The organism is Streptomyces sp. 891-h, assembly GCF_022760275.1.
GTDB lineage: Bacteria > Actinomycetota > Actinomycetes > Streptomycetales > Streptomycetaceae > Streptomyces > Streptomyces spirodelae.
In genome coordinates this window covers 896,232-922,259 of record NZ_CP050693.1, presented here as the reverse complement: position 1 = coordinate 922,259, position 26,028 = coordinate 896,232, and the positions used below count along the sequence as shown (strand labels likewise).

The following is a 26,028-nucleotide window of genomic DNA, read 5'->3' as shown; positions in this document are numbered from 1 at the left end:
TACCACCCGATGTCCTTACCGGTCGACTTCCCTACCGACCGATCTGCGTACCTGCCGATATTCAGCTTTACCTATCGTCATCCCTCCCGGGGTGGCGCTACTTCCCCCGGCGGCCGAAGCGCAGTGCCCTGGCCAGCACGTCCAGCGCCTCGTCGGCCCAGCCGATGGCGTGCAGGCCCGAGGTGACATTGGCGGGCGGGCGGTTGATGAGGGTGTCGCGGCGCATCAGCCGGGTGAAGTTCACCCGCACAGGGCCGGTGCGCGGCTGTCCGCCGTACGGCGTGCGGAACTCCACGCCGGCTCGCCGCATCACCTCGATCAGCTCCTGGGCGAGGATGCCGTAGGCCACCGTCGTGGGGTGGACGCCGTCCAGCGAGAACAGCCCGCCGTCGCTGCGCCGGTCACCGTCGCTCAGCAGGAACCGCGAGTTGGGCACCGGGTCGAGGCCCGCCAGCTCGCGGGGGAGCGGGTAGGGAGTCCACCAGCGCGGCCGCGCCTCCTCGTCCTCGTAGTAGCGGCGGCAGGCCAGCCGGTCCAGCAGCCCGGCGGCATCCAGCAGATACCAGTCGCGACCGCCGCGCCGCGCCCCGCGCACCACCTCGGCCATCGCGTCGTTGTACTGGTCGATCGCCTCGTCCACCGCGCGGGCCTGCTCCCCGGTCAGATGCGGGTCGCACTCCGGATCGAAGGCGCTGTCGGCGATCCAGGGACGGGTGTAGTACGGGAAGTAGCGGGAGCCCCGCTCGGCCTTGCCGTGCACACCGCGTGCGATCGGGGCGATGGTGACATGCGGAACGGTGCACCAGATCACGTGCCGCGCCCTGATCCGCCCCACCGCGTCGGCCAGTTGCCGCAGCTCCGACGCGAAGTGCTCGGGCCGCCAGACCGTGAACCGCGCCTTGGTCCGCAGGTCGTCGTAGCCCTCCCCGCTCCAGACGACCTTCAGCTCGACGACGGAGGAGAGCGCGTTGTTGGCGCCCAGGAAGACGATCAGCGTCTCGATGCCGTGGTCCGGGTCGGCCTCGCGCTCGCCGTCCTCGGTCGCCTCGCCGTGCCGGCTGCCGCCGGTCTGCTCGCCCAGCTCGGCGGCAGCCGTCACCTGGGTGAGCGCCCCCGCGGCCGGTGGCCTGGTGGGGAGCGTGCGCAGCGCGGCACGCTCCCCCGGATTGCCAACCACCTGGAGCACCAGGTCGTCGCTGGGAGTGCCGATCATCTTGCGGCACACGTCCGCCGACTTGTCCAGCGCGTCCCGCAGGTCCCAGCCGAAGACGGCCAGGTTGTGGTTGATGGCGGTGTTCGAGACCGGGGCGCACCCGGCGCCGCGCTCCCAGTAGTCCTCCACCTTGTCCATGAAGCGGCGCGCCCTGAACAGCGCCGAGGGCGTGTCCCACCAGTCGATGGCCGGGCCGCAGTGGTCCTCGATGTCGCGCAGCAGCATCTCCAGATTGAGCGGGAGCCCGCCGCAGCCGTCGAAGGAGGGGTGGCGGAAGTGCTCGGCCCAGCCGAGCTCGTGCGCGATGATCGCCGGGTACGACAGCTCCGTCTGGAAGGCGGCGCAGCTCTGGAAGCCCTGGGTGAGGGAGTCCCCGATGGTCACCAGCCGGTTGCGGGGCTCGCCGCGCCAGGAGGTGGTCACGGGGATGCCCAGAGTGGGGTCGGTGTAGGGCGCCCCAGGCTCGGCGCGCCCCGAGGCGGTCGCCGCTGCCGCGGCGGAGGGTGGTGCCGTGGCGGTGGACGGTGTGGGGGAGGGTTCGGGTGCGGGGGTCGGTTCGGGTGCGGAGGGGGGTTCCGGTGCCGTCATGTCACGCCCCGATCTGCCGCTGCCGGGGCTGCCGGTCTGGCTGCGCACTCCGGTGCGGCTGTGTCCGGTGAGTACGGTTCCCACCAGCAGAGCGCGGCATTGGACGGCAGACCAGAGGCGGAACGCCGAACTACGCGGCATCTACGTACGGTCTACGTCAACTGAGCCTGTACTGTGGCCGGTTGGAGGCCGGGGCGGCGGAGCCCGGGCCGTTCCGGAATGGGAGGCCGGTAGCGGGCCGGGAGCGGAGGTCGCCGTGGCGCGGTACGGCACCAGGCGTCACCATGAGGGCGCGGAACACCAGCGGTCGCTCGAGTCAACTCGCTTCCCTGGGGCCCGACTCTGCGGGATCATCGCTCGCGGCAGTCAGGACTAGACCACTACCGCACTTCGGCGAAGTGGCCTTACACGGGGATTGGGTGAACGCATGACCGAGATCAAGGAACAGCCGGACACCAGCGGTCGCACCGGGACCCGGCTGGCCGTCGCCGTCCATGTCGAGGCGGAACTCCTCAGATTCGGGCTCCAGGCCATGCTGCCGGGCCTGGCGGCCGTCGAGCGTGCGGAAACGTTCACTCACCTGGGCGCGCTGGAACGGGCCCTGGCCCGGGACAGATTCCACGTACTCGTCCTCTCCAGCTCCAACAGCGCGTCCGGCTCCCTCGGACGCCTGCGCCACACCCCGCAGGGGCTGCGCACCCTCATGCTCCTCGACCCCGTCGACGCCGAGTCCGACTCGGCGCTCGCCCGGCTCCCGGCCGACGGCTACCTGCTGCGCGAGGAGCTGACCGCCGCGGCCCTGGACCGGGCGCTGCGGCAGCTCGCGGCCGACGAGATGCCGATGCCGCTGCACCTCGGACGGCAACTCCTCAGCCACGCCGGGGAGTCGGCCCCGCTGCTGCCCGCCCGCCGGGTCCGGCTGACGGCCCGCGAGCACGAGGTCCTGGCACACCTGGTGGCCGGGCTCAGCAACAAGCAGATCGCCCGCCATCTGCGGATCTCAGAGCACGGGGTGAAGCGGCTGGTGAGCAGCGTGCTGCTGAAGCTCGGCGCGGCCAACCGGACGGCGGCCGTCGTCACCGCGATCAAACTGGGGCTCATCGACTGACACGGCGCCGCCGCGCGGGAGCTCGGCTCCACGGGCGGCTGCCACCACGTGCCGCCGTTCCCGTACGTCGGCCTCGTCTGCCGTCTGGCGCCTGCCAGCTGCGCCCCGGCCGGCGTGAACGGTGTGAACGGAACCGGAATCCGTCCGGCCGGGCGGGCGCCCGACGGCCCTGCCCGGCCGTTCGGCATGCCCTGCCCCGACCACCGGGGCTACCCGATCGGCTACCCCCGTCCGCACTGCTCCGGGCGGGCGGTCGTCAGGGGCTGTCGGCGGTCCGAAGCGGAGAGCAGGATGTGCCTCGCGGCTCGGCTGAGCACCAGGTCACGGCCGTCGAAGACCGCTGATCCCGCGCTCTCGCGTGGCACGCCTCGCCAGCCTTCGGCAGGGAGGCGCGCCTTGCGCGCGGAACCCCGCCACCCCCGCCGAGAGGACAGCGCCGATGAGCTGGAGGCACCAGGAGCCCGCCACCCTCGCGGATGCCGCCGTCAGCAGTGTGGCCCTGGTCGCCGACCCGTTCGCGCAGTCGGCGGCCCCCGGCTTCTGGGTCTGGTCCCGTAAGGCGCACCACGCCGTCACCGAGGCGGTCTCGGCCGTCCCCGGCGAGGACATCCGCGCCCTGGCCGGGGCCGTCGGCAAGGACCCCGCCGACAGCGCCGCCTGCCGCCGGCTGACCGCGCTGCTGGCGGACCGGTTCGCGTACGCGGCCGACCACCCGGGGGCCGAGCCGCGGACCGAACGCCTGGCGGCCCTCGTATGGGAGGCGGAGACCTGCTCGAGGCTGCGGATGCAGACCGGCACCGAGCGGCCCGCCGGGCTCGGCGCACCCGACGCGACGCGCATCCTGAGTACGGCGCGGCCACCGGCCAGGCATGAGGGCCCGGTGGACGCCGCGCTGGTCATCCCGTTCCGCGAGCGCGGCGAGGAGGGGGACCGCACCCGCAATCTGGCCGCCGTACTGCACGCGCTCAACGACCAGAGCCACCCGCGCGACCGCTACCGGGTCGTTGTGGTGGAGGCCGACTCCAGCCCGCGCTGGGAGAGCGTGTACGCGCCCTGGTGCGACACCTACCTCTTCGCCGAGAACCACGGCCCGTTCAACTACTCGTGGACCATCAACGCCGGAGTGGTGCACGGCGCACGCCCCGCCGAGCTGATCTGTGTGCTGGAAGCCGACATCCTGGTCGACCACGGCTTCGTGCAGCGTGCCGTCGAACGGTTCCGGGCACCGGGCACCCAGGCGCACTGGCCGTTCGAGGACATGCTGTACCTGGACGCGGCCTCCAGCCACCAGGCGGTCACCGAGCGCTGCCTGGAAGGGCGCCCGGAGGTGGACAGGGACGCGCTGCGCGGGGTCTTCCTGCGCCGCACGCCCGGTGCCTGCGTATGGCTGCGCGAGAGCCTCTTCACCCGGATCGGCGGCTACGACGAGCGCTTCACCGCCGGCTGGGGCGGCGCGGACAACGACTTCGCCTGGCGGGCCGACCTGCACGGCGGCCTCGACAGGCACCGTGACCGCATGGTCCACCTGCACCACCCGCGGGCCACCGACTGGTTCGACGCCGAAGGCGCGGGAGCCGGCGCATACGAGACGTTCCCCTGGTGCACCTGGCCGCCGGACTCCGAGATCGGCGACCTGAGCAAGTTCCACACCCGGCAGCCGCGTTGAGCGGGCCACCCCGCGCCGTAAGCGGCGGGCCCCGGGAGACGCCGAGCACGACAACCCTCGAGAAACAGGGGAAGACACCCATGGAACCTGTGGTCGGCATCGGCCCGGTCTCACGCTGTACCGTCGACGCGGCCCTCACCGTGGCCAGGCGGAGGCGCACGCCGCTCATGCTCATCCCCAGCCGCCGCCAGGTGGACGCCGAGGAGTTCGGCGGCGGCTATCTGGGCTGGACCACCGAGGAGTTCGCGGACCACGTCAAGGAGCGGGACCCGGACGGACTGCTGCTGCTGTGCCGTGACCACGGCGGCCCGTGGATGCACACATCCGAGGCGGACATCACCGAACCCGCCGAGGCGCTGGAGTCGTGTGTGCGCTCCTTCACCGCCGACCTCGACGCCGGTTTCGGCCTGCTGCACATCGACACCTCCGAAGGACGCCCCGGCACCGGCCCCGTCCCGGCGCAGACCGCGGCCGCCCGGCTCGTGGAGCTGTACGCGCGCTGCCACGAGGCGGCCCGGGAGCGTGGCGTCGAGGTGGCCTACGAGATCGGCTTCGAACCGCAGGACGTGTCCACCAACGACCCCGACGAGTTCAAGGCGGCCCTCAGGCTGGTGCTGGAGGGCATCGAAGCGGCAGGTGCGCCCCGCCCCCGCTACGTCGTCGCACAGACCGGCACCAAGGTCGCCGAACTGCGCAACGTCGGCCGCTTCCACGAGCCGCACGCCCGCGACGAGACGCTGCGCCAGGTCTCCACCCTGGCCGCCACCTGTCACCAGGAGGGCGTCCTGCTCAAGGCGCACAACTGCGACTACCTCACCACCGAGGAGACGGCGCTGCTGCTGCGTGCCGGAGTCGACGCCTTCAACGTCGCACCCGAGTACGGCGTGGCCGAGACCCGTGCCCTGCTGCGCGTGCTGGACGAGATGGAACTGACCCGCGCCAAGGAGGACTTCCTGCGGCTGGCCCACGACAGCGGCAAGTGGCGCAAGTGGATGCTGGAGCCCACAACGGCGACCGATGTCGAGCGCGCCGTCATCGCCGGGCACTACGTCTTCCGCACCGAGGAAGGGCTGCGCATCCGGGAGGAGGCCGCGCTGGCCCTCGCCGGGCGCGGCAGGCCACCGCTGGAGACGGTGCTCCAGGACGCGGTGGCCGAGCGCATCGAGTCCGCGCTGCGCGCCGTGGACCGGACCGGCGGGCGGGCCGCCGAGGCGGTACGGTGAGCGCCCCCGTGACCGAGGTCCACGCACCCGACACGCTCCAGGAAGCCGTCGACCGCGTCCTGCGGGTCCCCGACCGGCACCGTACGTTCGCCAAGGACGCCGCTTTCGCGCAGCAGACCTGGGCGATCGGCCCCGCCCTGCTGGAAGCCCTCCTCGACCACGGGCTGCCGCACCGGGGCGAGGGGGAAGGGCGCCGCTTCGAGCGCACCGACCTGCACAACATCAGCACCTATCTGAACCTGCCCTCGCCCTACTTCCAGGCCCTCACCCGCAAGGCGCAGGCCCTGGACGAGGTGGCGCGCAAGAGCGAGCGGCACATCCACGAGCTCCAACTGCGCGCGGAGTGCGCCGAGACGGGGCACCCCGGGGAGTGCGTCTTCACGCCGATCGCCGGGCTCGACCGGTACAGCGAGCCGGGCAGCCTGCGCGAGACCTCGCCCGGCGTCTTCACCGTGCGGGCCCAGCTTCCCTCCAACCGCCTGCTGTTCGACGAGGACCGCTCCGACCTGCTGTCCCTGGTCGCCGACTGGGAGCTGTACGTCCTGCCCGACGGAGTGATCGAGGACGAGGGCTTCTCGCGGGAGACCCGGCTGGCCAACTGCCTCATCCCCACCCGGCTGCTGCTGCGGGAGGCCGAGCGGCACGGCATCAGGGCCCGGCACGGTGCCGGCCTGCTGGTGGCGCCGCCGTTCACCACCCTGCACCACTGGGTGGAGTTCGAGCTGGACGGCGACTGGGTGCCGGCCGACCCCGTGCTGCTGACCGCCTTCGCGCGCTGGGGCATGACCGACCCCGCCGACTGGCCCTACAACCGCTCGGTCGCGGGCATCGTCTGGCACCTGCTGACCTGGCCGCCGGAGGTCTTCTTCCCCGTCGTCCGCGACCGCGGCGGCCAGGCGCCGGTGCACATCGCTTCGCGCTGAGCCGCATCCTCTCCCCTCCCGCAAGCCACGATCCCGTCATGGAAGGACCGCACATGGGCAGCCCCGCGACCGACGCCGGCTTCTCCGCCATCAGCGAGCCCGAGGGCGACACCGGGGCCCACGAGGCACGCCCGGCCCGCGAAGTGGCCCCGGGTGTGCGGGTCATCGAGTTCGCCGACACCAAGAAGGTCGTCAAGCTGTGGGGCCAGGAGCGCTGGCTGCACGAGGAGGAGCCGGACGGCCCGTACGGCTTCAAGTTCATCCGTATCAAGGCGGGCCACCGCACCTCCCTCCAGTACCACGAGCACAAGCGGGAGAGCTACTTCATCCTGGAGGGCGAGGCGGTGATGCACTACCGGGAGACCCGCGACGGCGAAACGCTGCGACTCCCGATGCCCGCCGGGACGCTGGCGCACGTCGATCCAGGAGCAGTGCACCGGGTGGAGGGCGTCACCGACATCGTGCTGGTCGAGGTCTCCACCTACGACGACGGCTCGGACAACGTCCGTCTGGAGGACGACTACGGGCGTGGGGACGGCCGCATCGCAGACGAGCACGCCGAGAACGGCGAGCGCGCCGAGAACGCCGAACGCGGCGAGCGCTGATGGGCGGCTCCAGCGGTTTCAGCGGCTCCGGGGGTCTCAGCGTTCCCAAGTACCGCTACCCGGCCCAGTTCGAGGGCGGCGGGCGCGAGCTGCTGGCCCGGATCGAGGAGCTGCTGCTGCGCGGTGGCTACGTACTGGGCCAGGAGGTCGCCGAGTTCGAGGACCGGCTGGCCGCCTACCTGGGCGCCGCGCACACCGTCGGCGTCAACTCCGGTACGGACGCGCTGATCCTCGCCCTCGACGCGCTCGGCATCGGCCCCGGCGACGAGGTGGTCACCGTCGCCAACTCGTTCCACGCCACCGCGCAGGCCATCGCCCGGCGCGGCGCCACACCCGTGTACGTGGACTGCCGGGACGACGACTTCCTGATGGATCTCGACCAGCTCCAGGACGCGTTCACCGAGCGCACCCGCGCCGTCATCCTCGTCCACATGTTCGGCAAGGCGGCGGATGTGCCCCGCGCCCGGCGGCTGGCGCACGACGCCGGGATCACCCTCGTCGAGGACTGCGCCCAGGCCATCGGAGCCCGCAGCCACGGAGTGCGCGTCGGGACCGCCTCGGCCGCGGGCTGCTGGAGCTTCGCACCGTCGAAGAACCTGGCAGCGGCCGGCGACGCCGGGGCGATCAGCGTCCAGGACGGCGAGCTGGCCGAACGGCTGCGGCTGCTGCGGCACTTCGGACAGCCGCGCCAGAACCAGCACGAGATCCTCGGCTACAACTCCCGCCTCGACACCCTCCAGGCCCTGGTCCTGCTGCACAAACTGGACCGGCTCGACGCCTGGAACGCCCGCCGGGCCGAGGTGGCCGCCACCTACCGCGAGCGGCTGGCCGGACTTCCGCTGCGCTTCCAGCAGCCCGGCGAGGACGGCGAGCACGTCTACCACCTCTTCCAGGTCCGCACCGAGACCGAACAGGACCGTGACGGGCTGCTGGACCACCTGACCGCCTCCGGAGTGGACGCCGTGGTGCGCTACCCCGTCCCGCTACCGCACCAGCCCGCACTCGCGGGACCCGCCGCACGGCGCCACCCCTGCCCGGTCGCCGAGGAGCTGGCGCGGCAGACCCTCTGCCTGCCCATACGGCCCGACCTGGACGCGCGGGAGATCAGCCACGTGTGCACCGCGGTCACCGGCTACTTCACCGGCTGAGGGAGAGACCGAGCTGATGGAGACCCGCGTCCGAACGGCAGCAGGCGACGCCGAGTTCGAGGGCTACCTCGCCCAGACCCGGCACGCCTTCGGTAAGGTTCCCTACGACCACGCCACGCTGCGCGCCAACGGCGTCACGGCGGTCGCCGTCCGGGGTGAGGAGGTGCTGGGCGGAGGGCTCTTTCTGCCCTTCGCGCAGCACTTCGGCGGCCGCCCGGTGCCCTCCGGCGGCGTGGCCTGGCTCGCCGTCGCACCCTGGGAGCGGGGCGCAGGACTCGCCCGCCGCCTCACCGAGGAGGGCACCGAGCGGCTGCGCGGCGAGCACGGTGCGGTGCTGGCCTGCGCCTGGACGCCCGCACCCGGCGTGTACCGGCGGTGGGGCTGGGAGTCCGCAGCCGTCGCCTCCGGGTACGCCCTCGACCCCGCCCAGCTCCCGCCTCCCGCACCCGGCTTCGAGACGGTGCTGCCGGACGGTACCGCCTGCGCCCGGCTGCGCGAGCGGCTGGCGCCGGACTGGAACGGACCGCTGCGCAGACCCGACTGGTGGCGCGGGTGGAAACAGCGGACCACCGAGGGGGCGTTGACGGTGGGCGTCGCCCGCGAGGGGGAGCGGGAGCCCTGCGGCGACGGGCCCGGCGGCTCGCGCGGCGGCGGCTCGCACGGCGGCCACCTGGCCGGATACGCGACCGTCACCGTCGAGCCGTACCGCCCCTGGGGCGTCGCCGCCGTCGTCCACGACTTCTGGCACGACGGACTCGACGCACTCCCGGCGCTGCTGGCGGCCGTCAGCGCCCGCTCGCCGCAGGTGCGTCAGATCCGCTTCCGCCGCTCGGTGCTGCCACGCGCCAACGCCCTGCAGTGGGTGCTGGACCAGTACGCGGTGCGCGAGGAGGGCTGGTATCCGTGGGTGCTGCGGCTGCTCGACATCCGCCGCGCCCTGGAGGCGCGCGGCTGGGACCCGCAGCCGCGCGGCGATGTCGGGCTGGAGGTCGTCTCCCCTCAGGGCAAGAGCGCCCCCTACGCGCTCACCTTCGAAGAGGGGCTGATGCACGTCCAGCGCGGCAGCCGCCCCTCGGCCCGCACCGTGCGGCTGCCCTCGACCACGCTCGCCGCCTGGTACGCGGGAGGGCTGCCGCTGCGGCACGCGGCCCGGCTCGGCATGGCCGACGGTGACGCACGCGACCTGGCCCTGCTGGACGCGCTGGCCGCGGGGCCCGCGCCCTGGCTGCCCGAGAGCTTCTGACGTGACAGCGCCTTCCCTCACCGGGACCAGCTCCTCCGCCGCGACCACCCGCCCCTCCACCGGGACCGCCCCCCGACCCACCACCGAGGACGCGTGATGCCGGTGCCGGACCCCACCACGCTGCTCGTCCTGGCCAAGGAGCCCCGCGCGGGACACGCAAAGACCCGCCTCGCCCCCGCCTTCACCCCGCACGGAGCAGCCGCCCTCGCCTCCGCGGCGCTCACCGACACCCTCCGCGCCGTACTGGCGGCCCCCGCGCGCCGCCGCGTGCTGGTGCTGGACGGCAACCCGGGGCCGTGGCTGCCCGCGCCCGAGGACGGCGGCGACCGTATCGAGATCGTGCCGCAGGCCGACGGCGGCCTGGACGAGCGGCTGGCCGCCGCGTTCGCGCTGTGCGACGGTCCCGCGCTGCTCGTCGGCATGGACACCCCGCAACTGACCCCCGCGTTGCTCGCGCCGCCCACCGGCCCTGACGCCTGGCGGGGCTGCGACGCCTACTTCGGGCCCGCGGCCGACGGCGGCTTCTGGGCGCTCGGCCTGGCCGCGCCCGACCCCGCGCTGCTGCGCGGCGTGCCCATGTCCACCGCCACCACCGGAGCGGTACAGCGCGCCCGGCTCGTCGAGGCCGGACTGCGGGTCCGCGATCTGCCGCGGCTGCGGGACGTGGACGAGCCCGCCGACGCGGAGGCGGTCGCGGCACAGGCGCCCGAGAGCTTGTTCGCCGCCGAACACGCCCGGTTGCGGCGGCTGCTGGGCCCACCCCGTACGCCGACCGCCTCGCACGCGCGGAGCGCGCCGGGGGTGGGGGAGACGTGAGAGAGCGGGCGCGTACCGGAGCCGCCTCCTGGACCGAGGACCCCTACACCGAGGCCCTCGCCCTCGGCCGCGGTCCGCTCCATCTGCGCGCGGCCGACGGCTGGGCACTCGCGCTGGACGTGGAGCGCTGGTGTGCCGTCGCCGACGCGGCCGACATGACCGTGCTGGACCGCTGCCAGGGCACCGTGCTCGACATCGGCTGCGGCCCCGGACGTCTGGTGGCCGCGCTGGGCGAGTACGGGCACTCCTCGCTCGGCATCGACCTCAACGCCGCGGCAGTCGCCCGTACCGTACGGCGCGGCGGCCGGGCGCTGCGCCGTTCCGTCTTCGACCCGCCGCCCCCGCCCGGCACCTGGGACACCGCCCTCCTCGTCGACGGCAACATCGGCATCGGCGGCGACCCCGCGCTGCTGCTGCGCCGCGTCGCCGCTCTGGTGCGGCCCGGCGGACTGCTGCTGGTCGAGGTCGCCGGCGAGGACGTCGACGAACGGCTCCGGGTGTGGATGGAGAACGCCCGCGGCGCCACCGGCACCCCCTTCCCCTGGGCCCGGCTCGGCGCCCCGGCCCTGCGCCGCGTCGCCCGTGTCAGCGGCTGGTCGCCGGTGGACAGCTGGTCGAAGGACGCCCGCGACTTCGCCGCACTGCGCCGCGACTGACGCGGGCCCCGCCCGGGCCCCGCCCGGGGACCGCACCGCGACCGCGCACCCTCATGACCGGCCGGCACCCGTCCCGTGCCATGATCCAGGGGTGACCGGAAGCGGCGGAAGCGCGGCACCGCCCCGCTCCCCTCACCGCACGCGCCGCGCCCTTCGAAAGGACACGTGTTGAAGGGGAACTGGCCCGGCGGCACGATGCGTGCCGCCCGCATCACCGGCGTCGGACAGACGGACCTCGCGACCGTCCCGGTGCCCGGACCCGAGCCGGGCACCGCGCTGGTGCGCACCCGGCACGTGGGGATCTGCGGAACGGACCTGGAGATCCTGCACGGCACCTCGGCCTTCCTGCTCGACGGCCGCCTCACCTTCCCGCACGTCTTCGGACACGAGTGGTACGGCGAGCTGGCGGCCTACGCCGACGAGCCCCCGGCACACGCCCCCGCGGTCGGCTCGCTCGTCGTCGGCCGCACGATGGTCGAGTGCGGCCACTGCGCCCAGTGCCACGCCGGGCGCGCCCAGATGTGCACCGCGCTGCGCGAGACCGGGCTGTACGGGCTGCAAGGCGGCGCCGCCGACTACGTCCGGGTGCCCACACACGCGCTCACGCCGCTGCCGGCCGGGCTCCCGGAGCCGGCCGGCGCGCTGATCGAGCCCGCGGTCTCCGTGGTGGAGGCGTTCGAGCGGGCACGGCTGCGGTTCGACGACCAGGTGGCCGTCATCGGCACCGGCACCATGGGTCTGCTGGCCGTCCAGTTCGCGCACAGGTACGCCGCCAAGGTGCACGCGATCGGCATCGACCGGCCGGGGCTCGAACTGGCCCTGCGCTGCGGAGCCGACGCGGCCCTGCACGCCGACGAGGCCCCCGAGAACGCCTACTCCCTCGTCGTGGAGGCCTCCGGCGCCGCATCCGCCTTCACCGGGGCGCTGCGGGCAGCCGAGCGCGGTGGCCGGGTGGCGCTGGTGGGCGTCGCGAGGGAGCCGGTCTCCTTCGTACCCGGCGAACTCTCCCTCAAAGGCGTGGACATCCTCGGCATCCAGCACGGCATCTCCCACTACGACCGTACGGTGGCGCTCTTCGAGCAGGGCATCCTGGACGCGGGGCCGCTCGTCGCCGACGTACTCGCCGCCGAGTCGGCGGAGTCCGTACGGGCCGCCTTCGCGCTGCTGGAGCAGGGCAGAAGCGGGCCGCCGAAGGTCCTGTTGACCTTCGGCGGCTGACTTCCCGCTGACCGCCCCTCAGTGGGCCGAGCGGGAGGCCCCGCCCAGCAGCCGGGCCACGGCCCGGAACGGCAGTGTGACGACTGTGGCGATGGTGCCGCCTATGGCACGCAGTACATCGGCGATGGCGCGGAGCATGGTGACCTCCTTGCCGCGACGCGATCGGGTGTCCGCCTCACGGGTGGCCGCTTCGGCCGAGGACAAACCACCTCACCACAGAGTCGCCCCGCCACCCGCTCCCTGCGGGACCAGGGCACCTCGCTCGAAGTCGAGGAGGTGGCGCTTGCGTTCGATGCCGCCGCCGTATCCGGTCAGCTGCCCGGTCGAGCCGATGACCCGGTGACAGGGGACGACGATGCTGATCGGGTTCCGCCCGTTGGCCAGCCCGACGGCGCGCGCGGCGCCAGGCTTGCCGAGCCGTTCGGCGAGCTGTCCGTAGGAGAGCGTCTCGCCGTAGGGAATCTCGCACAGCGCGTCCCACACGGTGCGCTGGAAGCCGGTCCCGTGCGGTGCGAGAGGCACCGTGAACCGGGTGCGTTCCCCCGCGAAATACTCGCCCAGCTGCTCCGTCACCGCGCCGAAGTCGCTCGGGTCGGGCACCCCGAACGTCTCCTGGGCCGGACGGTGCCGCTGTTCGTCCATGTAGACGGCCGACAGGACCCCGTCGGTCGCGACGAGGGTCAGCGGCCCGAGGGGGCTGTCGATGACGGTGTGCGTGCGGTACATGGCGCGTCCCTTCTCCGTTCCCCTCCAGTCTCGCGGTACGCGCGCGCCGGGACTGGCGGAAAAGCGACATCACGGTTCCGGGTGGCCCGGCCCGGCACTCCGGCGCCGGTCACCCGCCCCAGCGGTCCCGTGCCGCCGCCACCCGCTCACGGTAATCGGCATAGCCGCGCTCGTAGCCCGCGCGTTCGGCCTCGTCCGGCTCCACCAGCCGGTACCCGGCGTGCCATCGCTCCTCGTCCACCGGGTCGCCCAGCGCGGCGCGGGCCACCACGGCCGCGCCCTTGGCGCCGACCTCCGTCTCGGCCGGTACCCGCACCGGGCGGCCGAGGATTCCGGCGAACGTCCGCATCCAGCCCTCGGAGCGGGTGCCGCCACCGCAGGCGGCGAGCGTCCGCGACAGCCCTGCGGTCTCCAGGCAGTGGCGTGCCGCGTAGCCGACGGCCTCGCACATGGCGCGCACCAGATCGGCTCTCTCGTGCGCCAGTGACATGCCCTCGAAGGAGGCCCGCGCCTCGGGCGCGACGAACGGCGCCCGCTCTCCCGCCTCCGACAGGAACGGCAGCGCCACCACACCGCGGGCGCCGGCCGGGCTCTTGTCCAGCAGCGTCTCCAGGTCGTCGGTGGAGGCGCCGACCATGCCGAGCGCCCAGTCGATCCCGGCCGTGCCGACCATCGCGGGCAGGGCACGCAGCCAGCGGCCGGTCTCGGGTGTGCACAGCCACATCCCGGCCGGCTCCCCGTCCGGCTCCCGGTCCGTACGGTCGGTGAGCACCTGGCAGGCCAGCGTGGTGCCCACGGTCAGCAGGCCGTCGCCGGTCTCCCGTACACCGCTGCCGATGGCGCAGGCCGGCAGGTCGTAGGGGCCGGAGGTGACCGGGAGTCCGGTGGGCAGCCCGAGCAGCGCGGCTCCTTCCCGGCCGAGGGCGAGCACGGCGCGGGGCGCGGCGGGTTCGGGCAGCAGCCGGGCCAGCTCCGCCACGCCGCAGGCGGCCAGCGGGGCGGGGGAGTAGGTGCGGGTCGCCGGGTCGAGGAAGGGCAGGGTGGCGTCGGAGGCGTCCACGCTGACGGTGCCGGTCAGCCGCTGGGCGACGGCGTCGACGCAGTAGCCCGCGACCGCCGCGCGCTCCAGCGTCTCGGGTTCGTGCTCGCTCAGCCAGGCGAGCAGCGGCGCGTGGCAGCCGGGGAACAGGCCCGAGCCGGTGTGCCGGAAGACCTCCCGCACGGTGCCGTCCCGCTGCCAGCGGCTGACCAGCGGTGCCGCGCGGCCGTCCATCCAGGAGATCATGCGCCGTACGGGCCTGCCCTGGGCGTCGCGCAGCCACAGACCGTCGCCCTGCCCGGTGAGGGCGAGTGCGGCGGGCGGTGCCGGCAACGCCGCGGTGACCTCTGTGACCACCTGGGCGACACCGGCCAGTACCTCTTCCAGGTCCTGCTCGACGACGCCGCCCGGTGCGCGCAACAGCGTGGAGCGGCGTACCGCGGCGTGCAGACGGTTGCCGTCGCGGTCGAAGGCGACGGCTTTGGTGACGGAGGTGCCGATGTCGACACCGATGATCGCCCCGCTGCTCTCACTCATGGCTGCTCGCCTTCCCGTCCCGGCAGTTCGCACTGCTCTCCACATCGAGGTTGTTATATTTATAGCGCTTGACGTGAAGAAGCCCAATGGGCTGGGAGTGTGCGGCACACCGCACCCGCCCGCCGCACCGAGGTCCTGGAGGACGTATGACCGCCCGGCTCCTGCTCGTACGGCACGGCCAGACCGCCTGGCACGACGAGAACCGGTACGCCGGGATCTCCGACATCGCGCTGACCGACACCGGGCGGTGGCAGGCCGAACGGCTGGGCGAGTGGGCGGTGGCCCGCTCGGGGCGGGAGCCCATCCGCGCGGTCGTCAGCTCACCGCTGGAGCGTGCGCGGGACACCGCGCGGCCCGCGGCCCGGGCGCTGGGGCTGGCCCCGGCCGTGCACGAGGGGCTGCGGGAAGCCGACTTCGGCTGGGGCGAGGGCCGCACCATCGCGGAGATGACCGCCGAAGCGCCGGAGCTGGTGCGCGCCTTCCAGCAGGACGCGGAGACCGGCGCCTTCCCCGGCTCCGAGCCGCCCACCGCCGTGGCGCAGCGGGTGTGCGGGGCGCTGCGCGAGGTCGCGGCGGACCACGAGGGGCGGACGGTGCTGGTGGTGGCGCACAACACCGCCTTCCGTATCGCCCTGTGCGCGATGCTCGGTATCCCCGCGGGGCGCTACCGGCTGGTGCTGCCCCGGCTCGACAACGCGGCGGTCACCGAGATCGAGGTGACCGGTGACCGCACGGCGCTGCGCTCGCTGAACGTGCCCACGGCAGTCGACGCGGCGGCCTGCGGTCAGGCTCCGCTGGCGGCCCCCACGGCCGCGGGATGAGCGGGGAGAACGCCGTGGCCGGCCAGGGACAGCCGACGGGCTCGGCCCGCTCGCAGGAGAACCGCAGGCAGCGCATCGCCGAGTACGTGGTGCGGCACGGCACGGTGACCGTCAGCCGGCTCGCGGAGACCATGGGCGTCAGTGTGATGACCGTGCACCGGGACCTGGAAGCGCTGGCCAGGCGGGGCGTGCTGCGGCGCTTCCGCGGTGGCGTCTCGGCGCTGCCCACCAGCGTCTTCGAGAGCAACCTCGACTATCGGCTGGGTGTCCATGTCGCGGAGAAGGAGGCGGTGGCGCGGGAGGCCGCCGAGCTGGTCGAGCCGGGCATGTCGGTGATGCTCGACGACTCCACCTCCGTGCTGGCGCTGGCCGCGCTGCTGCGTGAGCGCACACCGCTGACCGTGCTGACGAACGCGCGCCGGGTGCTGGAGGTGTTCGCCGGGCGCGAGGAGATCCGCCTGATCGCGCTGGGCGGTGAGTACTCCCACACCCACGACTCCTTCCTCGGGGTGCCCTGTGTGGAGGCCATCGAGGCGATGTCGGTTGATCTGGTGCTGGTGAGCACGTCGGCGATGAACGGGCACATGACCTTCCACCAGGAGCAGGACGTGGTGCTCGTCAAGCGGGCCATGCTCGCCTCAGGTGCGCGTACGGCGCTGCTGATGGACCACTCCAAGGTCGCCCGTACGGCGCTGCACCGGCTGTGCCCGGTGGCCGACTTCGACCACGTCGTGGTGGACGACGGGGTGGACGGCGAGCTGGTGGCCGAGCTGCGGGAGCACACCGAGGTACGGGTCGCGGAGGTGAACGGCTGAGCGCGTCATCACATGTGGCATGTGAAATTAACACCATGACTGAGAGGTATGCCATGCACAGCCCAGCCCCGGCGCCCGGACCCACCCCCTCCACCGCTGCCGCCACCCCACTCGTCGCCGGGATCGACGTCGCCACGGCCGCCGTCCGCGTCGTCTGCGTCGACGCACACGGCACGGTGCTCGCCGAGGGCCGGGCCGCACTGCCCGAGCCGGTCCGCGACGGCGGCCGCAGCGAGCAGGACGCCACCCGCTGGTGGCCCGCCACAGCGGAGGCGCTCCGCCAGGCCACGTCCGCGCTGCCCGCGCGCGGCGCCGAGGTGTCGGCCGTGGCCGTCTCAGCCACCTCGGGCACCCTCGTACCGGCCGACGCGGAAGGACGGCCGCTGGGCCCGGCGCTGATGTACGACGACCGCAGGGCCGCCGACCTCAACGCCGAAGCCCAGCGCCTGGGCGCGGACCGCTGGCGGGCGCTCGGCCTCACCGTAGGACCCACCGCGGCGCTCGGCCGGGCCGCATGGTGCGCACGGCACGCCGCCGGCCTCCCCGGCACCGCGCGGCTCCTGCACACGCCCGACCTGCTCGGTCGGCACCTCACCGGGGCGCCCGTGGCCACCGACTGGAGCCACGCGCTCAAGACCGGGTACGACCCGCGCGCGGGCGAGTGGCCGGCCGAGACCCTCGACGCGCTCGGCATCCCGGCGCACTGGCTGCCCCCCGTCCAGCCGCCGGGCACCTCGGTCGGCACCGTCTGCGCCGAGGCGGCGGCCGAGACGGGGCTGCCGGTGGGCTGCGACGTACGGCTGGGCATGACGGACGGCTGTGCGGGGCAGCTCGCCACCGGTGCGGTGGCCCCCGGTCAGTTCGTGGGCGTCCTGGGCACCACCTACGTCCTCAAGGGCGTCACCCGCGAGCTGGTCACCGACCCGGCCGGCGCCCTCTACAGCCACCGGCACCCGGACGGCTGGTGGCTGCCGGGCGGCGCCTCCAACACCGGCGGGGAGGCCCTCGCACACCGCGCCGCCGGACAACTGTCCGCGCTCGACGAGGCCGCCGCGGCGCGCGGCCCCGCCTCCTGCGTGAGCTATCCGCTGCGCCGCGAGGGGGAGCGCTTCCCGTTCGTGGCCGGGGCAGCGCGCGGCTTCACCCTCGGCACTCCGGCCGACGACGCCGACCGGCACCGCGCGGACCTGGAGGGCGTCGCCTTCCTCGAACGGCTCGCCCTGGAGCGGGTCGCGGCGCTGGGGGTGCCCGTGACGGCCCCGCTGTACGCGGCGGGCGGCGGCAGCCGCAGCCCGCTGTGGACCCGCATCCGCGCCACCGTGCTCGGTCACCCGCTTCGGGTGGCCGAGCGTGCGGAGACGGCTTTCGGCGCCGCCCTGCTGGCCGCCACCGGCACGCTGTACCCCTCGTTGGAGAAGGCTGCGGCCGCCATGACGGGCGAGGGCCGGCTGGTCGAACCGGTGCCGGAGGAGAAGGCCGCGCTGGACGAGTCCTACGCCCGCTTCACGGAAGAGCTGGCCACGCGCGGGTGGTTGTAGACGAACGTTGTTGTTGCGGCCGTCTTCGATTCCTCCCCCGGCCTCCGGCCGGCGGCGAGGGTCCGGCGGAGTCAAAGACGGCCGCAACCACGGCGTCCGGTCAGAAGGGATGCCACCGCACCGTGGGGTCCGACTCGCGCAGGGAGGCCACCCGTCGTTGGAACTCGGCGCGAGCCGCCGCGTTGCCCGGCGCGTGTTGCGAGACCCACGCGCAGCTTGCCGTCTCGCGCGCTCCCCGGAGCACCGCGCACCCCTCCCACTCGCGCACGTCCCAGCCGTAGGTGGCGCAGAAGGCCTCGTACTCGGCCTCCGGCAGGCCGTAGCGGTCGAGGCTGAGCGCCATCACGACCAGGTCGTGCTCGCGCAGGTCCGAGGAGAACGTCTCCAGGTCCACCAGCAGCGGCCCCTGCGGGGTGACGTGCACGTTGCGGGGCAGCGCGTCCCCGTGCACCGGGCCGGGCCGCAGATGGGGGACGAGGCCGGGCAGCGCGGCGAGGATGTCGTCCCGGCGCGCCCGCAGGAACGCCGCGTCCTCCCGCGGTACCGCGTCCCCGGCCAGCCGCAGCCACCGCTCCACCCCGCCCAGCAGCTCCCGCGCGGGCAGGGCGAACGGGGGCTCGGGCAGCGCGTGGACGAGCCGCAGCAGTCCGGCCAGGTCCGCAGCCGCCGCGGGGCGCACCGCGGCGGGCAGCCGTCGCCAGAAGGTGACCGGGTGGTCCCCGACGAGCCGCGCCTGCGGTTCTGCCGCGCGTACGGCGGGCACGCCCTCGCTCTCCAGCCAGTTCGCCACCCGCAGCTCGTGCTCGGCGCGCTCCAGCAGCTGCGGGTCCCGGCCGATGCGTACGACCGTCCCGCCCAGCGCGAAGACGGCGTTCTCGCCCAGGGACAGCAGCTCCGCCGTACCGCCGGGGCCGCCCGTCGCGGCGGCCAGCACCTCCCGTGCCAGGTCCTCGGTGAATGCCACGCTGGTCGCCATCGCCTGTGCTCTCCCTGCTCTCGGTCGGTCCGGCTCCAAGGCCTACAGGGTGCCCCGTCGGCCGGCGCACAGGCCTGCCTCGAATGCGGCGTATATCTCATCTCCGCGACGCAACCGCTGCTCCCTCCGAGAGGTCTGCATCAGTGCCGAGACCGGCGAAATCGGGACAGTTGGGAGCAGTAGTGCACAGCAAGCGGGGCAGCAGGCCGACGACCGTGGCGTTCGCCGCCGCGGCGGGGACCGTGGCGGTCGGTCTGCTGACGGCGTTCGTCGGGACGAGCGCGGGGGCGGCGGCCTCCGGCCGGCACCCGGGCTGGGAGCAGAGCGTGCGCGCGGCACGTGTCCAGCAGGAGCCCGCGGCTCCCGCGCGGAAGCCGCATGCCGGGCCCGCGCGGCCGAAGGCGCCCCGGAAGGTGAGCCGGTCGATAAGCCACCGCACGGCCACCGGCGGGCGCTCCGTCTCGCTCACCCTGGACGACGGGCCGCATCCGGAGTGGACGCCCAAGACGCTGGACCTGCTGCGCCGGTACCACGTCAAGGCGACCTTCTGTCTGATAGGTCCCAACGCGGAGCGCTATCCGAAGCTCGTCCGGCGGATCGTCGCCGAGGGGCACCGGCTGTGCGACCACTCGGTCGACCACGACACGGGGATGGACCACAAGTCGGTCGCCTACCAGAAGCGGCAGATACTCGAAGCCAAGCGCATGATCGACAAGGCCTCGGGCGGGGCGCGGATCCACTACTACCGCGCTCCGGGCGGTGCCTTCACCCCGGCCAGCCGCCGGGTGGCGGCCGAGCACGGTATGCGGCCGCTGGGCTGGGTCGTGGACCCGGGGGACTGGCAGCTGCCCGGTACGGAGGCGATCGTCCGGCACGCCAAGGAGCAGGTGGAGGACGGCGCCGTGATCCTCCTCCACGACGGCGGCGGTGACCGCTCCGAGTCGTACCAGGCGCTGCGGGAGTTGCTGCCGTGGCTCAAGGAGCAGGGGTACAGCTTCAGCTTTCCGAAGGCGTGAGCGTTCCCGCACGAAGGGTTGACCGACCACGGTCAGTCGTTAAAGTCTAGACCAATCCCCACTGTGTGCTCTCCCCCCACCGAAGGAGCTGAGATGCACCGGACCAAGAAGCAGAAGCAGCCCCACAGGCGGAAGTTGGCAGCGTGCGCCGGCGTCGGCCTCGCCCCACTCCTGGTCCTCGGCCTCACCTCGACCCCCGCCGAGGCGCATGGCTGGATCACCAACCCGGCCAGCCGCCAGGAACAGTGCGCCAGCGGCGTCGTCTCCTGTGGCTCGATCAAGTGGGAACCGCAGAGCGTCGAGGGCCCCAAGGGACTCAAGGACTGCGCGGGTGGCAACGAGCGCTTCGCCGACCTGCGCGACGACAGCAAGGGCTGGCGTGTCACCGACGTCGGCAGTTCGACGGACTTCAACTGGAAGTTCACCGCCCGGCACCGCACCGCCAACTGGCAGTACTTCATCGGCAATACGAAGATCGCCGAGATCGACGGCCGCGGTGCACAGCCTCCCGAGACCGTCTCGCACCACGTCGACTTCCGCGGCTTCACCGGCAAGCAGAAGGTGCTCGCGGTGTGGAACATCGCTGATACGGCCAACGCCTTCTACGCCTGCGTCGACGTCAACATCCGCGGCTGACGCCCGCCCCGCGCCGACCCCACCGCGGCCACCCCGCCAACACGCGGGGTGGCCGCGGTGTTTTCCGCGCCCGCGGCTGCGCACCGGACAGATTTCACGGGCGGGCCGCCTGCATTCCACTCGCGGGTATTTGCAATTCTTACGTCACAGCCGCCGCATTCGTCACCGGTAACTCTCCATGCCCGTAGGGCGATCAGCGATACGAGCAGCGACACGCCGAATCATCGGCGTTCCAGGGGCGGCTTCTTGAGTGCTTCGCCGCTCGACTGCCTTGATTCCAGGGGGAGTTCAGGAAAAGGCCGGAATCCTATTATGGGCAGCCTTATGCAGAAACCGTTTGCTCGAATCCTGGATTGCGGCACGCTTCCTTTCGAGGAAACGGCCCGCCGAGGCGAGCCGGGCAGCCCAACACCCCACTCCTGCAAGGAGGTCCCGTTGCCCCTTGCCCTCTTGGCTCTGGCCATTGCAACGTTCGGTGCGGGCACGGCCGAGTTCGTGATGATAGGTCTACTGCCCGAGGCCGCCTCCGACATGGGAGTGAGCATCTCCGATGCCGGTGGCTATGTCTCCGCCTACTCACTCGGTGTCGTGATCGGGGCACCGCTGCTCACCCTCGCGGGCATGCGGATCCGCCGTAAGACAATACTGCTCGCGATGACATGCATGTTCATTTTCGGAAACACAGCGTCAGCCCTTGTCCCCAGCCATGAACTTCTGCTGGCCGCCCGTTTCACGGCTGGGCTTCCGCACGGTGTGTTCTTCGGAATCGGCGCCGTTGTCGCGGCCGGACTCGTCCCGCCGGAAAAGCGCGGCAGAGCACTCTCGGTGGTACTGGTCGGCGTGCCGATGGCGAACATCGTCGGCTCACCGCTGGGCACCCTGCTCGGGCAGACCGTCGGCTGGCGCTGGACGTTCATCGTCGTCGCGGGCATCGGCCTCCTCGGCCTCGTCTCCCTCGCGACCCTGATCCCCGTACAGCGGGAACCAGGGCGGGGAACCGTGCGCGGCGAACTCGGCATATTCAAGAGACCGCAGGTGTGGCTGGCCTACGCCGTGGTGGTGTTCGGCTTCGCCGGCACCTCGTCCTTCTACACCTACATCCAGCCGCTGGTCACCCAGGTCAGCGGCTACACCCCCACCGCGGCCACCGCGCTGCTGGCGCTCTCCGGCGCCGGCATGACCGTCGGCACCATGCTCGGCGGGCGCCTGGCCGACTGGCCCGTACGGACCATGTGCGGGGCGCTGCTCGCCCTCGCGCTCTCGCTGATCATGTTCCTGGTGACGGCGCAGAACACCGTCCTGGTCGCCGTCAACGTGTTCCTCACCGGAATCGCGGGCATGGCCGCTATCCCCAGCGTCCAGGCCCGCATCCTCGACCACGGCAGGGACGCCCCCGAACTCGGCTCCGCCAGCGTGCAGTCCGCCTTCAACATCGCCAACTCGCTGGGGGCCTCGCTCGGCGGCATGGTCATCGCCGCCGGCTTCGGCCTCACCTCCCCCAGCTGGCTGGGGGCTCTGCTGGCTCTGGCGGGAGCCTGCTTCGGGCTGCTGTCCGGCTGGCTCGACCGCGGCAACCGGTCCTGGGGGGTCACCCCCTCCGCCGCCTCCTGGAAGAGCGTCAAGTCCGAGGCGTTATGGGGCCGGGCGCCCCACGCCCGCCCGCTGCCCGGCAGGCCGCCCCGGCGCGGGTCACCGCACGGCGGCGGCCCGCTCATCGGCGTGCGTCCACCGCAGCAGCGCGCCCAGACCGCCGACCGGGAGCTCTTCCCGCGGGTCGGCGACCAGCACCTCGGCGTCGGTCGCCAGCGCGTTGCGCAGCAGCGCGTCGTCGGCCCTCGCGGGCACCGGGTCCGTAGCCCCGAGGTACTGCAGTTCGGAGCGGCGCACGGCCACCTGGTCGGAGCCGTCGCCCACCCATACCTGGCGGTCCCGGTCGGGGCCGCCGGGCCGCACCAGCAGTGTGCCGACGCGGTGTTCACGCGCGGCCTCCACCAGCGAGGGCACCGACTCGGCCGTCGCCGGACCCGGCGCTGCGGCGTCGTGGAGGTCCCCAGGCCCTGAGCCACCAGGACTGTGCGCGGCACGCATCTCGGCCAGCGCGCGAGCGGTGTGCTGCTCGACGAACTCCTGACGGGCCCGTTCCGTCTCCCGGTCGAGCAACTCCGAGGAAGCGCCTGCCGCGCGGCCGCCGTGCGAGGTCTCCACGGCGATGCCCCGCAGCCGCTCGGGCAGCCGGTCGTGCACGGCCCTCCGCTCGCGCGGGTCACCGCTGAGGACCAGCACATCCGCGCCGGTCTCCTGGAAGCGGCGGTCGATCGCTTCGGCGATCAGTCCGGCGTTGCTCTCCCAGGTGTTCTCCACCCGCAGCTGGAAGTGCTTCTCCGACAGTTCGCCGGTGGCGTTGCGGTGGATGGGCCACTCCTCACCGGTCGCCTGCCCGGCGCTGTGCGTCCCGTGCGCGTCGACGAGTTCGAAGTCGGCGCCGGTGCGGTCGATGCGCGCCGTCAGGCAGCGCGGGTTCTCTCCCCGCAGCTCCGGCAGCGGCCCCAGGTGCGGCAGCGCCGACCAGCACACGACGGTACGGTCGGGCGCCGTGTTCAGCGGCAGTTCGAGCACGGTCTCGCCGGCAGCGGCGAACACCACGGTGCCCTGCGGCCGGGTACTGGGCGAGAGCGCGGCCAGGTGCTCGGTGACGGCGTCGACGGTGGACGCGTCTGCCCCCTGCCGCGCCAGCTCGTCCCCCGCGGCACGGGCCGCCAGACGGCGCTCGTCACCGGCGGACTCGGTGGCCCGTGCCGTGCTGGTGTAGACGGTGGCCCACGGCCCGTTCCGGTCGAGGAGCGGTGCGAGGGAATCGAGGCGCATGGTTCCTCCCTGCTGTTGGGGGGCGCTTTGTGCCGGTGTCGGGTACCCCCTGTCACAGGCGCCGACACCGGCACCGTCGGCCGGGGCCGCGGCAGCGCGTGACCAGCCGTGGACGCCCCGGGCGGGAGGCGCCCTGAGACCTCGCCGGGCGGCGTGTCAGTATCCGGGCATGGCGTCACTGAGCGAACTGCTGCCCCGCGAGGCGATACGGCTGGAGGTGGCCGCGGCCGACTGGCGCGCGGCGGTCGGCGTGGCGGGCGAACTGCTGGTCACACGGGGTACCACTACCGGCGCGTACACCGACGAGATGATCCGCAACGTGGAGGAGAACGGGCCCTACATCGTCATCGCGCCCGGCTTCGCCTTCGCCCACGCCCGCCCCTCGCCCGCGGTGCGCCGCACCGGCATGTCCTGGGTGCGGCTGGCTGAGCCCGTCGCGTTCGGGCACGAGACCAACGACCCGGTCACCCTGGTCGTCGCACTCGCGGCAAAGGACTCCGGCGCCCATACGGCGGCCATGGCGGCGCTGGCGCGGCTGCTGGGCAACCCGGAGACCGAGGCGGCCCTGCGCACCGCGCCGACCCCCGGGGACCTGCACGGGGTGCTCGCCGCAAGCGAGCAGCCGAGAGAGCCCGGCGGCGCGGAGTCCGCGCCCGCGAGCGGACAGTCGGCGAGGGCGAGCGGGCAATCGGCGGGGGCGAGCGGGCCGGCCGTGCAGAAGATCCTCACCGTGTGCGGCAACGGCGTCGGCACCAGCCTCTTTCTGAAGAACACCCTGGAGCGCGTCCTCGGCAGCTGGGGCTGGGACCAGCACATCACCGTGGAGGCCACGGACACCATCTCGGCCAAGGGCAAGGCGTCCGAGGCCGCGGCCGTCCTCACCTCCCGCGAGATCGCCGCGACCCTCGGCGACGTGGGCGTTCCGGTGAAGGTGGTGGAGGACTTCACCAGCGCCAGGGAGGTCGACGCCGTCCTGCGCGACACCTACGACGTCTGAACCCGCCCGGCTCCCCACCCTGGGACGTCTCGCACGAACACAGCACGAAGCGGAAGGCTCCATGGACTGGCTGGTCACTGTCGTGAAGTTTCTCGTCAACGAGATCCTGAGCGTTCCCGCGTATCTCATCGGTCTCATCACGGCGGCCGGTCTCGCGGCTCTGCGGAAGTCGGCGGGGCAGATCGTCGGCGGCGCCATCAAGGCGACGCTGGGCTTTCTGCTGATCGGCGCCGGAGCAGACCTCGTCGTCGGCTCGCTGGCGCCGCTGGGGGAGATGATCCAGGGCGCCACCGGGGCGCACGGGGTGATCCCCACCAACGAGGCCATCGTCGGAATCGCGCAGGACAGATTCGGCGCACGCGTCGCCTGGCTGATGATCGCCGGTTTCGGGCTCGGGCTGCTGCTGGCCCGGTTCACCCCGCTGCGCTATGTCTTCCTGACGGGCCATCACATGCTGTTCATGGCGACGCTGCTGACCATGGTCCTGGCGACCGCGGGGCTGTCCGCGTGGGTCGTGGTGGCTGTCGGCGGCGTGCTGCTGGGCATTCTCCTCGTGTCGATGCCGGCCTTTGCCCACCCCTGGACCAAGCGCATCACCGGCAACAACAGCATCGCCATCGGGCACTTCGGCACGGCGGGCTATGTGACGGCCGGCGCGGTGGGGCAGCTCGTCGGCAGGCGCAGCCGCAGCACGGAGGACATGAAGCTGCCCGAGGGGCTGCGCTTCCTGCGCGACTCGATGGTCGCCACCGCGCTGTCCATGGTGCTCATCTACCTGATCATGGCGGTACTCCACCTCGCCAAGGCGGGCCGGGAGACGGCCTTCAAGGCCTTCGCCGCCGACAGCGGACAAGCCGCCGCCGACCTCGGCGACTACCTGATGCAAGCCCTCATGCAGGGCCTCCAGTTCGGCATCGCGGTCGCCGTCATCCTCTTCGGCGTCCGGACGATCCTGGGCGAACTCGTCCCCGCCTTCCAGGGCATAGCCCAGAAAGTCGTACCCGGAGCCGTACCGGCGCTGGACGCGCCCATCGTCTTCCCGTACGCGCAGAACGCGGTGCTCGTCGGCTTCCTGGCCAGCTTCGTGGGCGGCCTGAGCACCCTCGCCCTGCTGGCCTGGGTGCTGGGTCCGGCCTTCGGTCTGGCCCTGGTGCTGCCGGGGCTGGTGCCGCACTTCTTCACCGGTGGCGCGGCGGGCGTGTACGGCAACGCGACCGGCGGCAGGCGCGGCGCGGTGCTCGGCGCTTTCTGCAACGGCATTCTGATCACCCTGCTGCCCGCCGTGCTGCTGAAGGTCCTGGGGGCCTTCGACAGCGAGAACACCACCTTCGGGGACGCCGATTTCGGCTGGATCGGCTCCCTCGTCGGCTTCGCCGGCAAGGCGGGCGGAGCGACAGCCATCGTGCTGATGCTCGCCACCGGGGCCGTGGTGCTGGCGGGCGCCATCCTGATGCAGAAGCGGGTCGTCGAACCCGGCTGGGACCCCGGTGCCCGGCGCGACGCGCTGCTGCCCTCCCCGGCGGCCGGGGACGGCGGGCCCTCCCTCGTGCCGGCGGCCGCGGCGCCGCGCGCCTACCCCAAGCTGCCACCACCTGCCGGTGCCCCCACCCCGCCCCCGCCACCCAAGGACAGTGCCCGGGACTGACCCGCGGCGA

Annotated in this window: 23 protein-coding genes and 1 pseudogene; 18 read left to right on the top strand and 6 right to left on the bottom strand. The window is 73.1% G+C overall.

From position 1 onward, the window contains the following. Positions 1–97 precede the first annotated feature (97 nt). The gene (locus tag HC362_RS04130) at positions 98–1,942 is read right to left on the bottom strand and encodes a hypothetical protein (protein ID WP_243082405.1); all 1,845 of its coding nucleotides are present in this window, start codon (positions 1,940–1,942) and stop codon (positions 98–100) included. A gap of 286 nt (positions 1,943–2,228) precedes the next feature. Between HC362_RS04130 and HC362_RS04125 the strand changes: the two genes are divergently transcribed. From HC362_RS04125 to HC362_RS04080, 10 genes are all read left to right on the top strand, one after another. Then, the gene (locus HC362_RS04125; RefSeq protein ID WP_243082404.1) at positions 2,229–2,909 is read left to right on the top strand and encodes a LuxR C-terminal-related transcriptional regulator; all 681 of its coding nucleotides are present in this window, start codon (positions 2,229–2,231) and stop codon (positions 2,907–2,909) included. Between the two features lie 439 nt (positions 2,910–3,348). Next, on the top strand, positions 3,349–4,575 hold the full coding sequence (locus tag HC362_RS04120; protein WP_243082403.1) for a galactosyltransferase-related protein: 1,227 nt from the start codon (positions 3,349–3,351) through the stop codon (positions 4,573–4,575). Between the two features lie 80 nt (positions 4,576–4,655). Then, positions 4,656–5,798, top strand: coding sequence for a class II D-tagatose-bisphosphate aldolase, non-catalytic subunit (locus HC362_RS04115; RefSeq protein ID WP_243082402.1), 1,143 nt, complete (start codon positions 4,656–4,658; stop codon positions 5,796–5,798). A gap of 8 nt (positions 5,799–5,806) precedes the next feature. Then, entirely contained in the window at positions 5,807–6,721 is a 915-nt protein-coding gene (locus tag HC362_RS04110) for a hypothetical protein (protein WP_243082401.1), read from the top strand. A gap of 38 nt (positions 6,722–6,759) precedes the next feature. Then, entirely contained in the window at positions 6,760–7,326 is a 567-nt protein-coding gene (locus HC362_RS04105) for a cupin domain-containing protein (RefSeq protein ID WP_243082400.1), read from the top strand. Beyond that, positions 7,326–8,474, top strand: coding sequence for a DegT/DnrJ/EryC1/StrS family aminotransferase (locus HC362_RS04100; RefSeq protein ID WP_243082399.1), 1,149 nt, complete (start codon positions 7,326–7,328; stop codon positions 8,472–8,474). The genes HC362_RS04105 and HC362_RS04100 overlap by 1 nt, the downstream gene beginning before the upstream one ends. A gap of 16 nt (positions 8,475–8,490) precedes the next feature. Next, positions 8,491–9,717 (top strand): GNAT family N-acetyltransferase, encoded by a 1,227-nt coding sequence (locus tag HC362_RS04095; protein ID WP_243082398.1) that lies wholly within the window; start codon positions 8,491–8,493, stop codon positions 9,715–9,717. A 96-nt stretch (positions 9,718–9,813) separates the two neighbouring features. Continuing rightward, the gene (locus tag HC362_RS04090) at positions 9,814–10,533 is read left to right on the top strand and encodes a DUF2064 domain-containing protein (protein ID WP_243082397.1); all 720 of its coding nucleotides are present in this window, start codon (positions 9,814–9,816) and stop codon (positions 10,531–10,533) included. Beyond that, the gene (locus HC362_RS04085; protein WP_243082396.1) at positions 10,530–11,189 is read left to right on the top strand and encodes a methyltransferase domain-containing protein; all 660 of its coding nucleotides are present in this window, start codon (positions 10,530–10,532) and stop codon (positions 11,187–11,189) included. The genes HC362_RS04090 and HC362_RS04085 overlap by 4 nt, the downstream gene beginning before the upstream one ends. 168 nt (positions 11,190–11,357) lie before the next feature. Further along, positions 11,358–12,407 (top strand): alcohol dehydrogenase catalytic domain-containing protein, encoded by a 1,050-nt coding sequence (locus HC362_RS04080; protein WP_243082395.1) that lies wholly within the window; start codon positions 11,358–11,360, stop codon positions 12,405–12,407. Positions 12,408–12,425: 18 nt separating this feature from the next. Here HC362_RS04080 and HC362_RS34870 read toward each other — a convergent pair whose 3' ends face one another. The 3 genes from HC362_RS34870 to HC362_RS04070 form a co-directional block, all read right to left on the bottom strand. Beyond that, positions 12,426–12,545, bottom strand: a complete 120-nt coding sequence (locus tag HC362_RS34870; RefSeq protein ID WP_267878000.1) for an LPFR motif small protein — start codon at positions 12,543–12,545, stop codon at positions 12,426–12,428. A gap of 72 nt (positions 12,546–12,617) precedes the next feature. After that, positions 12,618–13,133 carry a methylated-DNA--[protein]-cysteine S-methyltransferase gene (locus HC362_RS04075; protein WP_243082394.1) on the bottom strand — a complete coding sequence of 172 codons (516 nt, stop codon included), beginning with the start codon at positions 13,131–13,133 and terminating at the stop codon, positions 12,618–12,620. 109 nt (positions 13,134–13,242) lie between these two features. Beyond that, positions 13,243–14,709, bottom strand: coding sequence for an FGGY-family carbohydrate kinase (locus HC362_RS04070; protein WP_243082393.1), 1,467 nt, complete (start codon positions 14,707–14,709; stop codon positions 13,243–13,245). Between the two features lie 146 nt (positions 14,710–14,855). Between HC362_RS04070 and HC362_RS04065 the strand changes: the two genes are divergently transcribed. Genes HC362_RS04065 through HC362_RS04055 form a run of 3 tightly spaced genes read left to right on the top strand, consistent with a single transcriptional unit; the run spans position 14,856 to position 17,883 of the window. Beyond that, a complete protein-coding gene (locus HC362_RS04065; RefSeq protein WP_243082392.1) occupies positions 14,856–15,530 on the top strand; it encodes a histidine phosphatase family protein in 675 nt (224 codons plus the stop codon). Continuing rightward, positions 15,527–16,345 (top strand): DeoR/GlpR family DNA-binding transcription regulator, encoded by an 819-nt coding sequence (locus HC362_RS04060; protein ID WP_243082391.1) that lies wholly within the window; start codon positions 15,527–15,529, stop codon positions 16,343–16,345. Before HC362_RS04065 ends, HC362_RS04060 begins: the two co-directional genes overlap by 4 nt. Positions 16,346–16,398: 53 nt before the next feature. Then, on the top strand, positions 16,399–17,883 hold the full coding sequence (locus HC362_RS04055; protein WP_243088346.1) for an FGGY family carbohydrate kinase: 1,485 nt from the start codon (positions 16,399–16,401) through the stop codon (positions 17,881–17,883). Positions 17,884–17,983: 100 nt separating this feature from the next. On the opposite strand, the gene HC362_RS04050 is transcribed toward HC362_RS04055, so the two are convergent. Beyond that, positions 17,984–18,859 (bottom strand): aminoglycoside phosphotransferase family protein, encoded by an 876-nt coding sequence (locus tag HC362_RS04050; RefSeq protein ID WP_243082390.1) that lies wholly within the window; start codon positions 18,857–18,859, stop codon positions 17,984–17,986. 182 nt (positions 18,860–19,041) lie between these two features. Here HC362_RS04050 and HC362_RS04045 point away from each other — a divergent pair, with 182 nt between their 5' ends. The 3 genes and pseudogenes from HC362_RS04045 to HC362_RS04035 all read left to right on the top strand — a co-directional run. Then, on the top strand, positions 19,042–19,875 hold the full coding sequence (locus HC362_RS04045) for a polysaccharide deacetylase family protein (protein WP_243082389.1): 834 nt from the start codon (positions 19,042–19,044) through the stop codon (positions 19,873–19,875). 93 nt (positions 19,876–19,968) lie between these two features. After that, complete coding sequence (locus tag HC362_RS04040) at positions 19,969–20,511, top strand: lytic polysaccharide monooxygenase auxiliary activity family 9 protein (RefSeq protein ID WP_243082388.1); 543 nt, start codon at positions 19,969–19,971, stop codon at positions 20,509–20,511. 312 nt (positions 20,512–20,823) lie between these two features. Beyond that, positions 20,824–21,960: pseudogene (locus HC362_RS04035) on the top strand (MFS transporter); the annotation flags it as partial. A 240-nt stretch (positions 21,961–22,200) separates the two neighbouring features. Here the strand turns inward: HC362_RS04035 and HC362_RS04030 are convergent. Beyond that, on the bottom strand, positions 22,201–23,376 hold the full coding sequence (locus HC362_RS04030) for a Vms1/Ankzf1 family peptidyl-tRNA hydrolase (RefSeq protein WP_243082387.1): 1,176 nt from the start codon (positions 23,374–23,376) through the stop codon (positions 22,201–22,203). A gap of 169 nt (positions 23,377–23,545) precedes the next feature. On the opposite strand from HC362_RS04030, the gene HC362_RS04025 reads away from it, so the two are divergent. Together HC362_RS04025 and HC362_RS04020 are read left to right on the top strand one after the other, a co-directional pair. Then, entirely contained in the window at positions 23,546–24,373 is an 828-nt protein-coding gene (locus HC362_RS04025) for a PTS sugar transporter subunit IIA (RefSeq protein ID WP_243082386.1), read from the top strand. Positions 24,374–24,434: 61 nt separating this feature from the next. After that, entirely contained in the window at positions 24,435–26,018 is a 1,584-nt protein-coding gene (locus tag HC362_RS04020) for a PTS ascorbate transporter subunit IIC (RefSeq protein ID WP_243082385.1), read from the top strand. Positions 26,019–26,028 lie beyond the last annotated feature (10 nt).

Coding starts and splice junctions, on each gene's coding strand:
- HC362_RS04115 (WP_243082402.1), top strand. CDS start 4,656: ATGGAACCTGTGGTCGGCATCGGCCCGGTCTCACGCTGTACCGTCGAC.
- HC362_RS04125 (WP_243082404.1), top strand. CDS start 2,229: ATGACCGAGATCAAGGAACAGCCGGACACCAGCGGTCGCACCGGGACC.
- HC362_RS04025 (WP_243082386.1), top strand. CDS start 23,546: ATGGCGTCACTGAGCGAACTGCTGCCCCGCGAGGCGATACGGCTGGAG.
- HC362_RS04020 (WP_243082385.1), top strand. CDS start 24,435: ATGGACTGGCTGGTCACTGTCGTGAAGTTTCTCGTCAACGAGATCCTG.
- HC362_RS04060 (WP_243082391.1), top strand. CDS start 15,527: ATGAGCGGGGAGAACGCCGTGGCCGGCCAGGGACAGCCGACGGGCTCG.
- HC362_RS04070 (WP_243082393.1), bottom strand. CDS start 14,709: ATGAGTGAGAGCAGCGGGGCGATCATCGGTGTCGACATCGGCACCTCC.
- HC362_RS04040 (WP_243082388.1), top strand. CDS start 19,969: ATGCACCGGACCAAGAAGCAGAAGCAGCCCCACAGGCGGAAGTTGGCA.
- HC362_RS04100 (WP_243082399.1), top strand. CDS start 7,326: ATGGGCGGCTCCAGCGGTTTCAGCGGCTCCGGGGGTCTCAGCGTTCCC.
- HC362_RS04090 (WP_243082397.1), top strand. CDS start 9,814: ATGCCGGTGCCGGACCCCACCACGCTGCTCGTCCTGGCCAAGGAGCCC.
- HC362_RS04065 (WP_243082392.1), top strand. CDS start 14,856: ATGACCGCCCGGCTCCTGCTCGTACGGCACGGCCAGACCGCCTGGCAC.
- HC362_RS34870 (WP_267878000.1), bottom strand. CDS start 12,545: ATGCTCCGCGCCATCGCCGATGTACTGCGTGCCATAGGCGGCACCATC.
- HC362_RS04030 (WP_243082387.1), bottom strand. CDS start 23,376: ATGCGCCTCGATTCCCTCGCACCGCTCCTCGACCGGAACGGGCCGTGG.
- HC362_RS04120 (WP_243082403.1), top strand. CDS start 3,349: ATGAGCTGGAGGCACCAGGAGCCCGCCACCCTCGCGGATGCCGCCGTC.
- HC362_RS04095 (WP_243082398.1), top strand. CDS start 8,491: ATGGAGACCCGCGTCCGAACGGCAGCAGGCGACGCCGAGTTCGAGGGC.
- HC362_RS04055 (WP_243088346.1), top strand. CDS start 16,399: ATGCACAGCCCAGCCCCGGCGCCCGGACCCACCCCCTCCACCGCTGCC.
- HC362_RS04050 (WP_243082390.1), bottom strand. CDS start 18,859: ATGGCGACCAGCGTGGCATTCACCGAGGACCTGGCACGGGAGGTGCTG.
- HC362_RS04075 (WP_243082394.1), bottom strand. CDS start 13,133: ATGTACCGCACGCACACCGTCATCGACAGCCCCCTCGGGCCGCTGACC.
- HC362_RS04105 (WP_243082400.1), top strand. CDS start 6,760: ATGGAAGGACCGCACATGGGCAGCCCCGCGACCGACGCCGGCTTCTCC.
- HC362_RS04130 (WP_243082405.1), bottom strand. CDS start 1,942: ATGCCGCGTAGTTCGGCGTTCCGCCTCTGGTCTGCCGTCCAATGCCGC.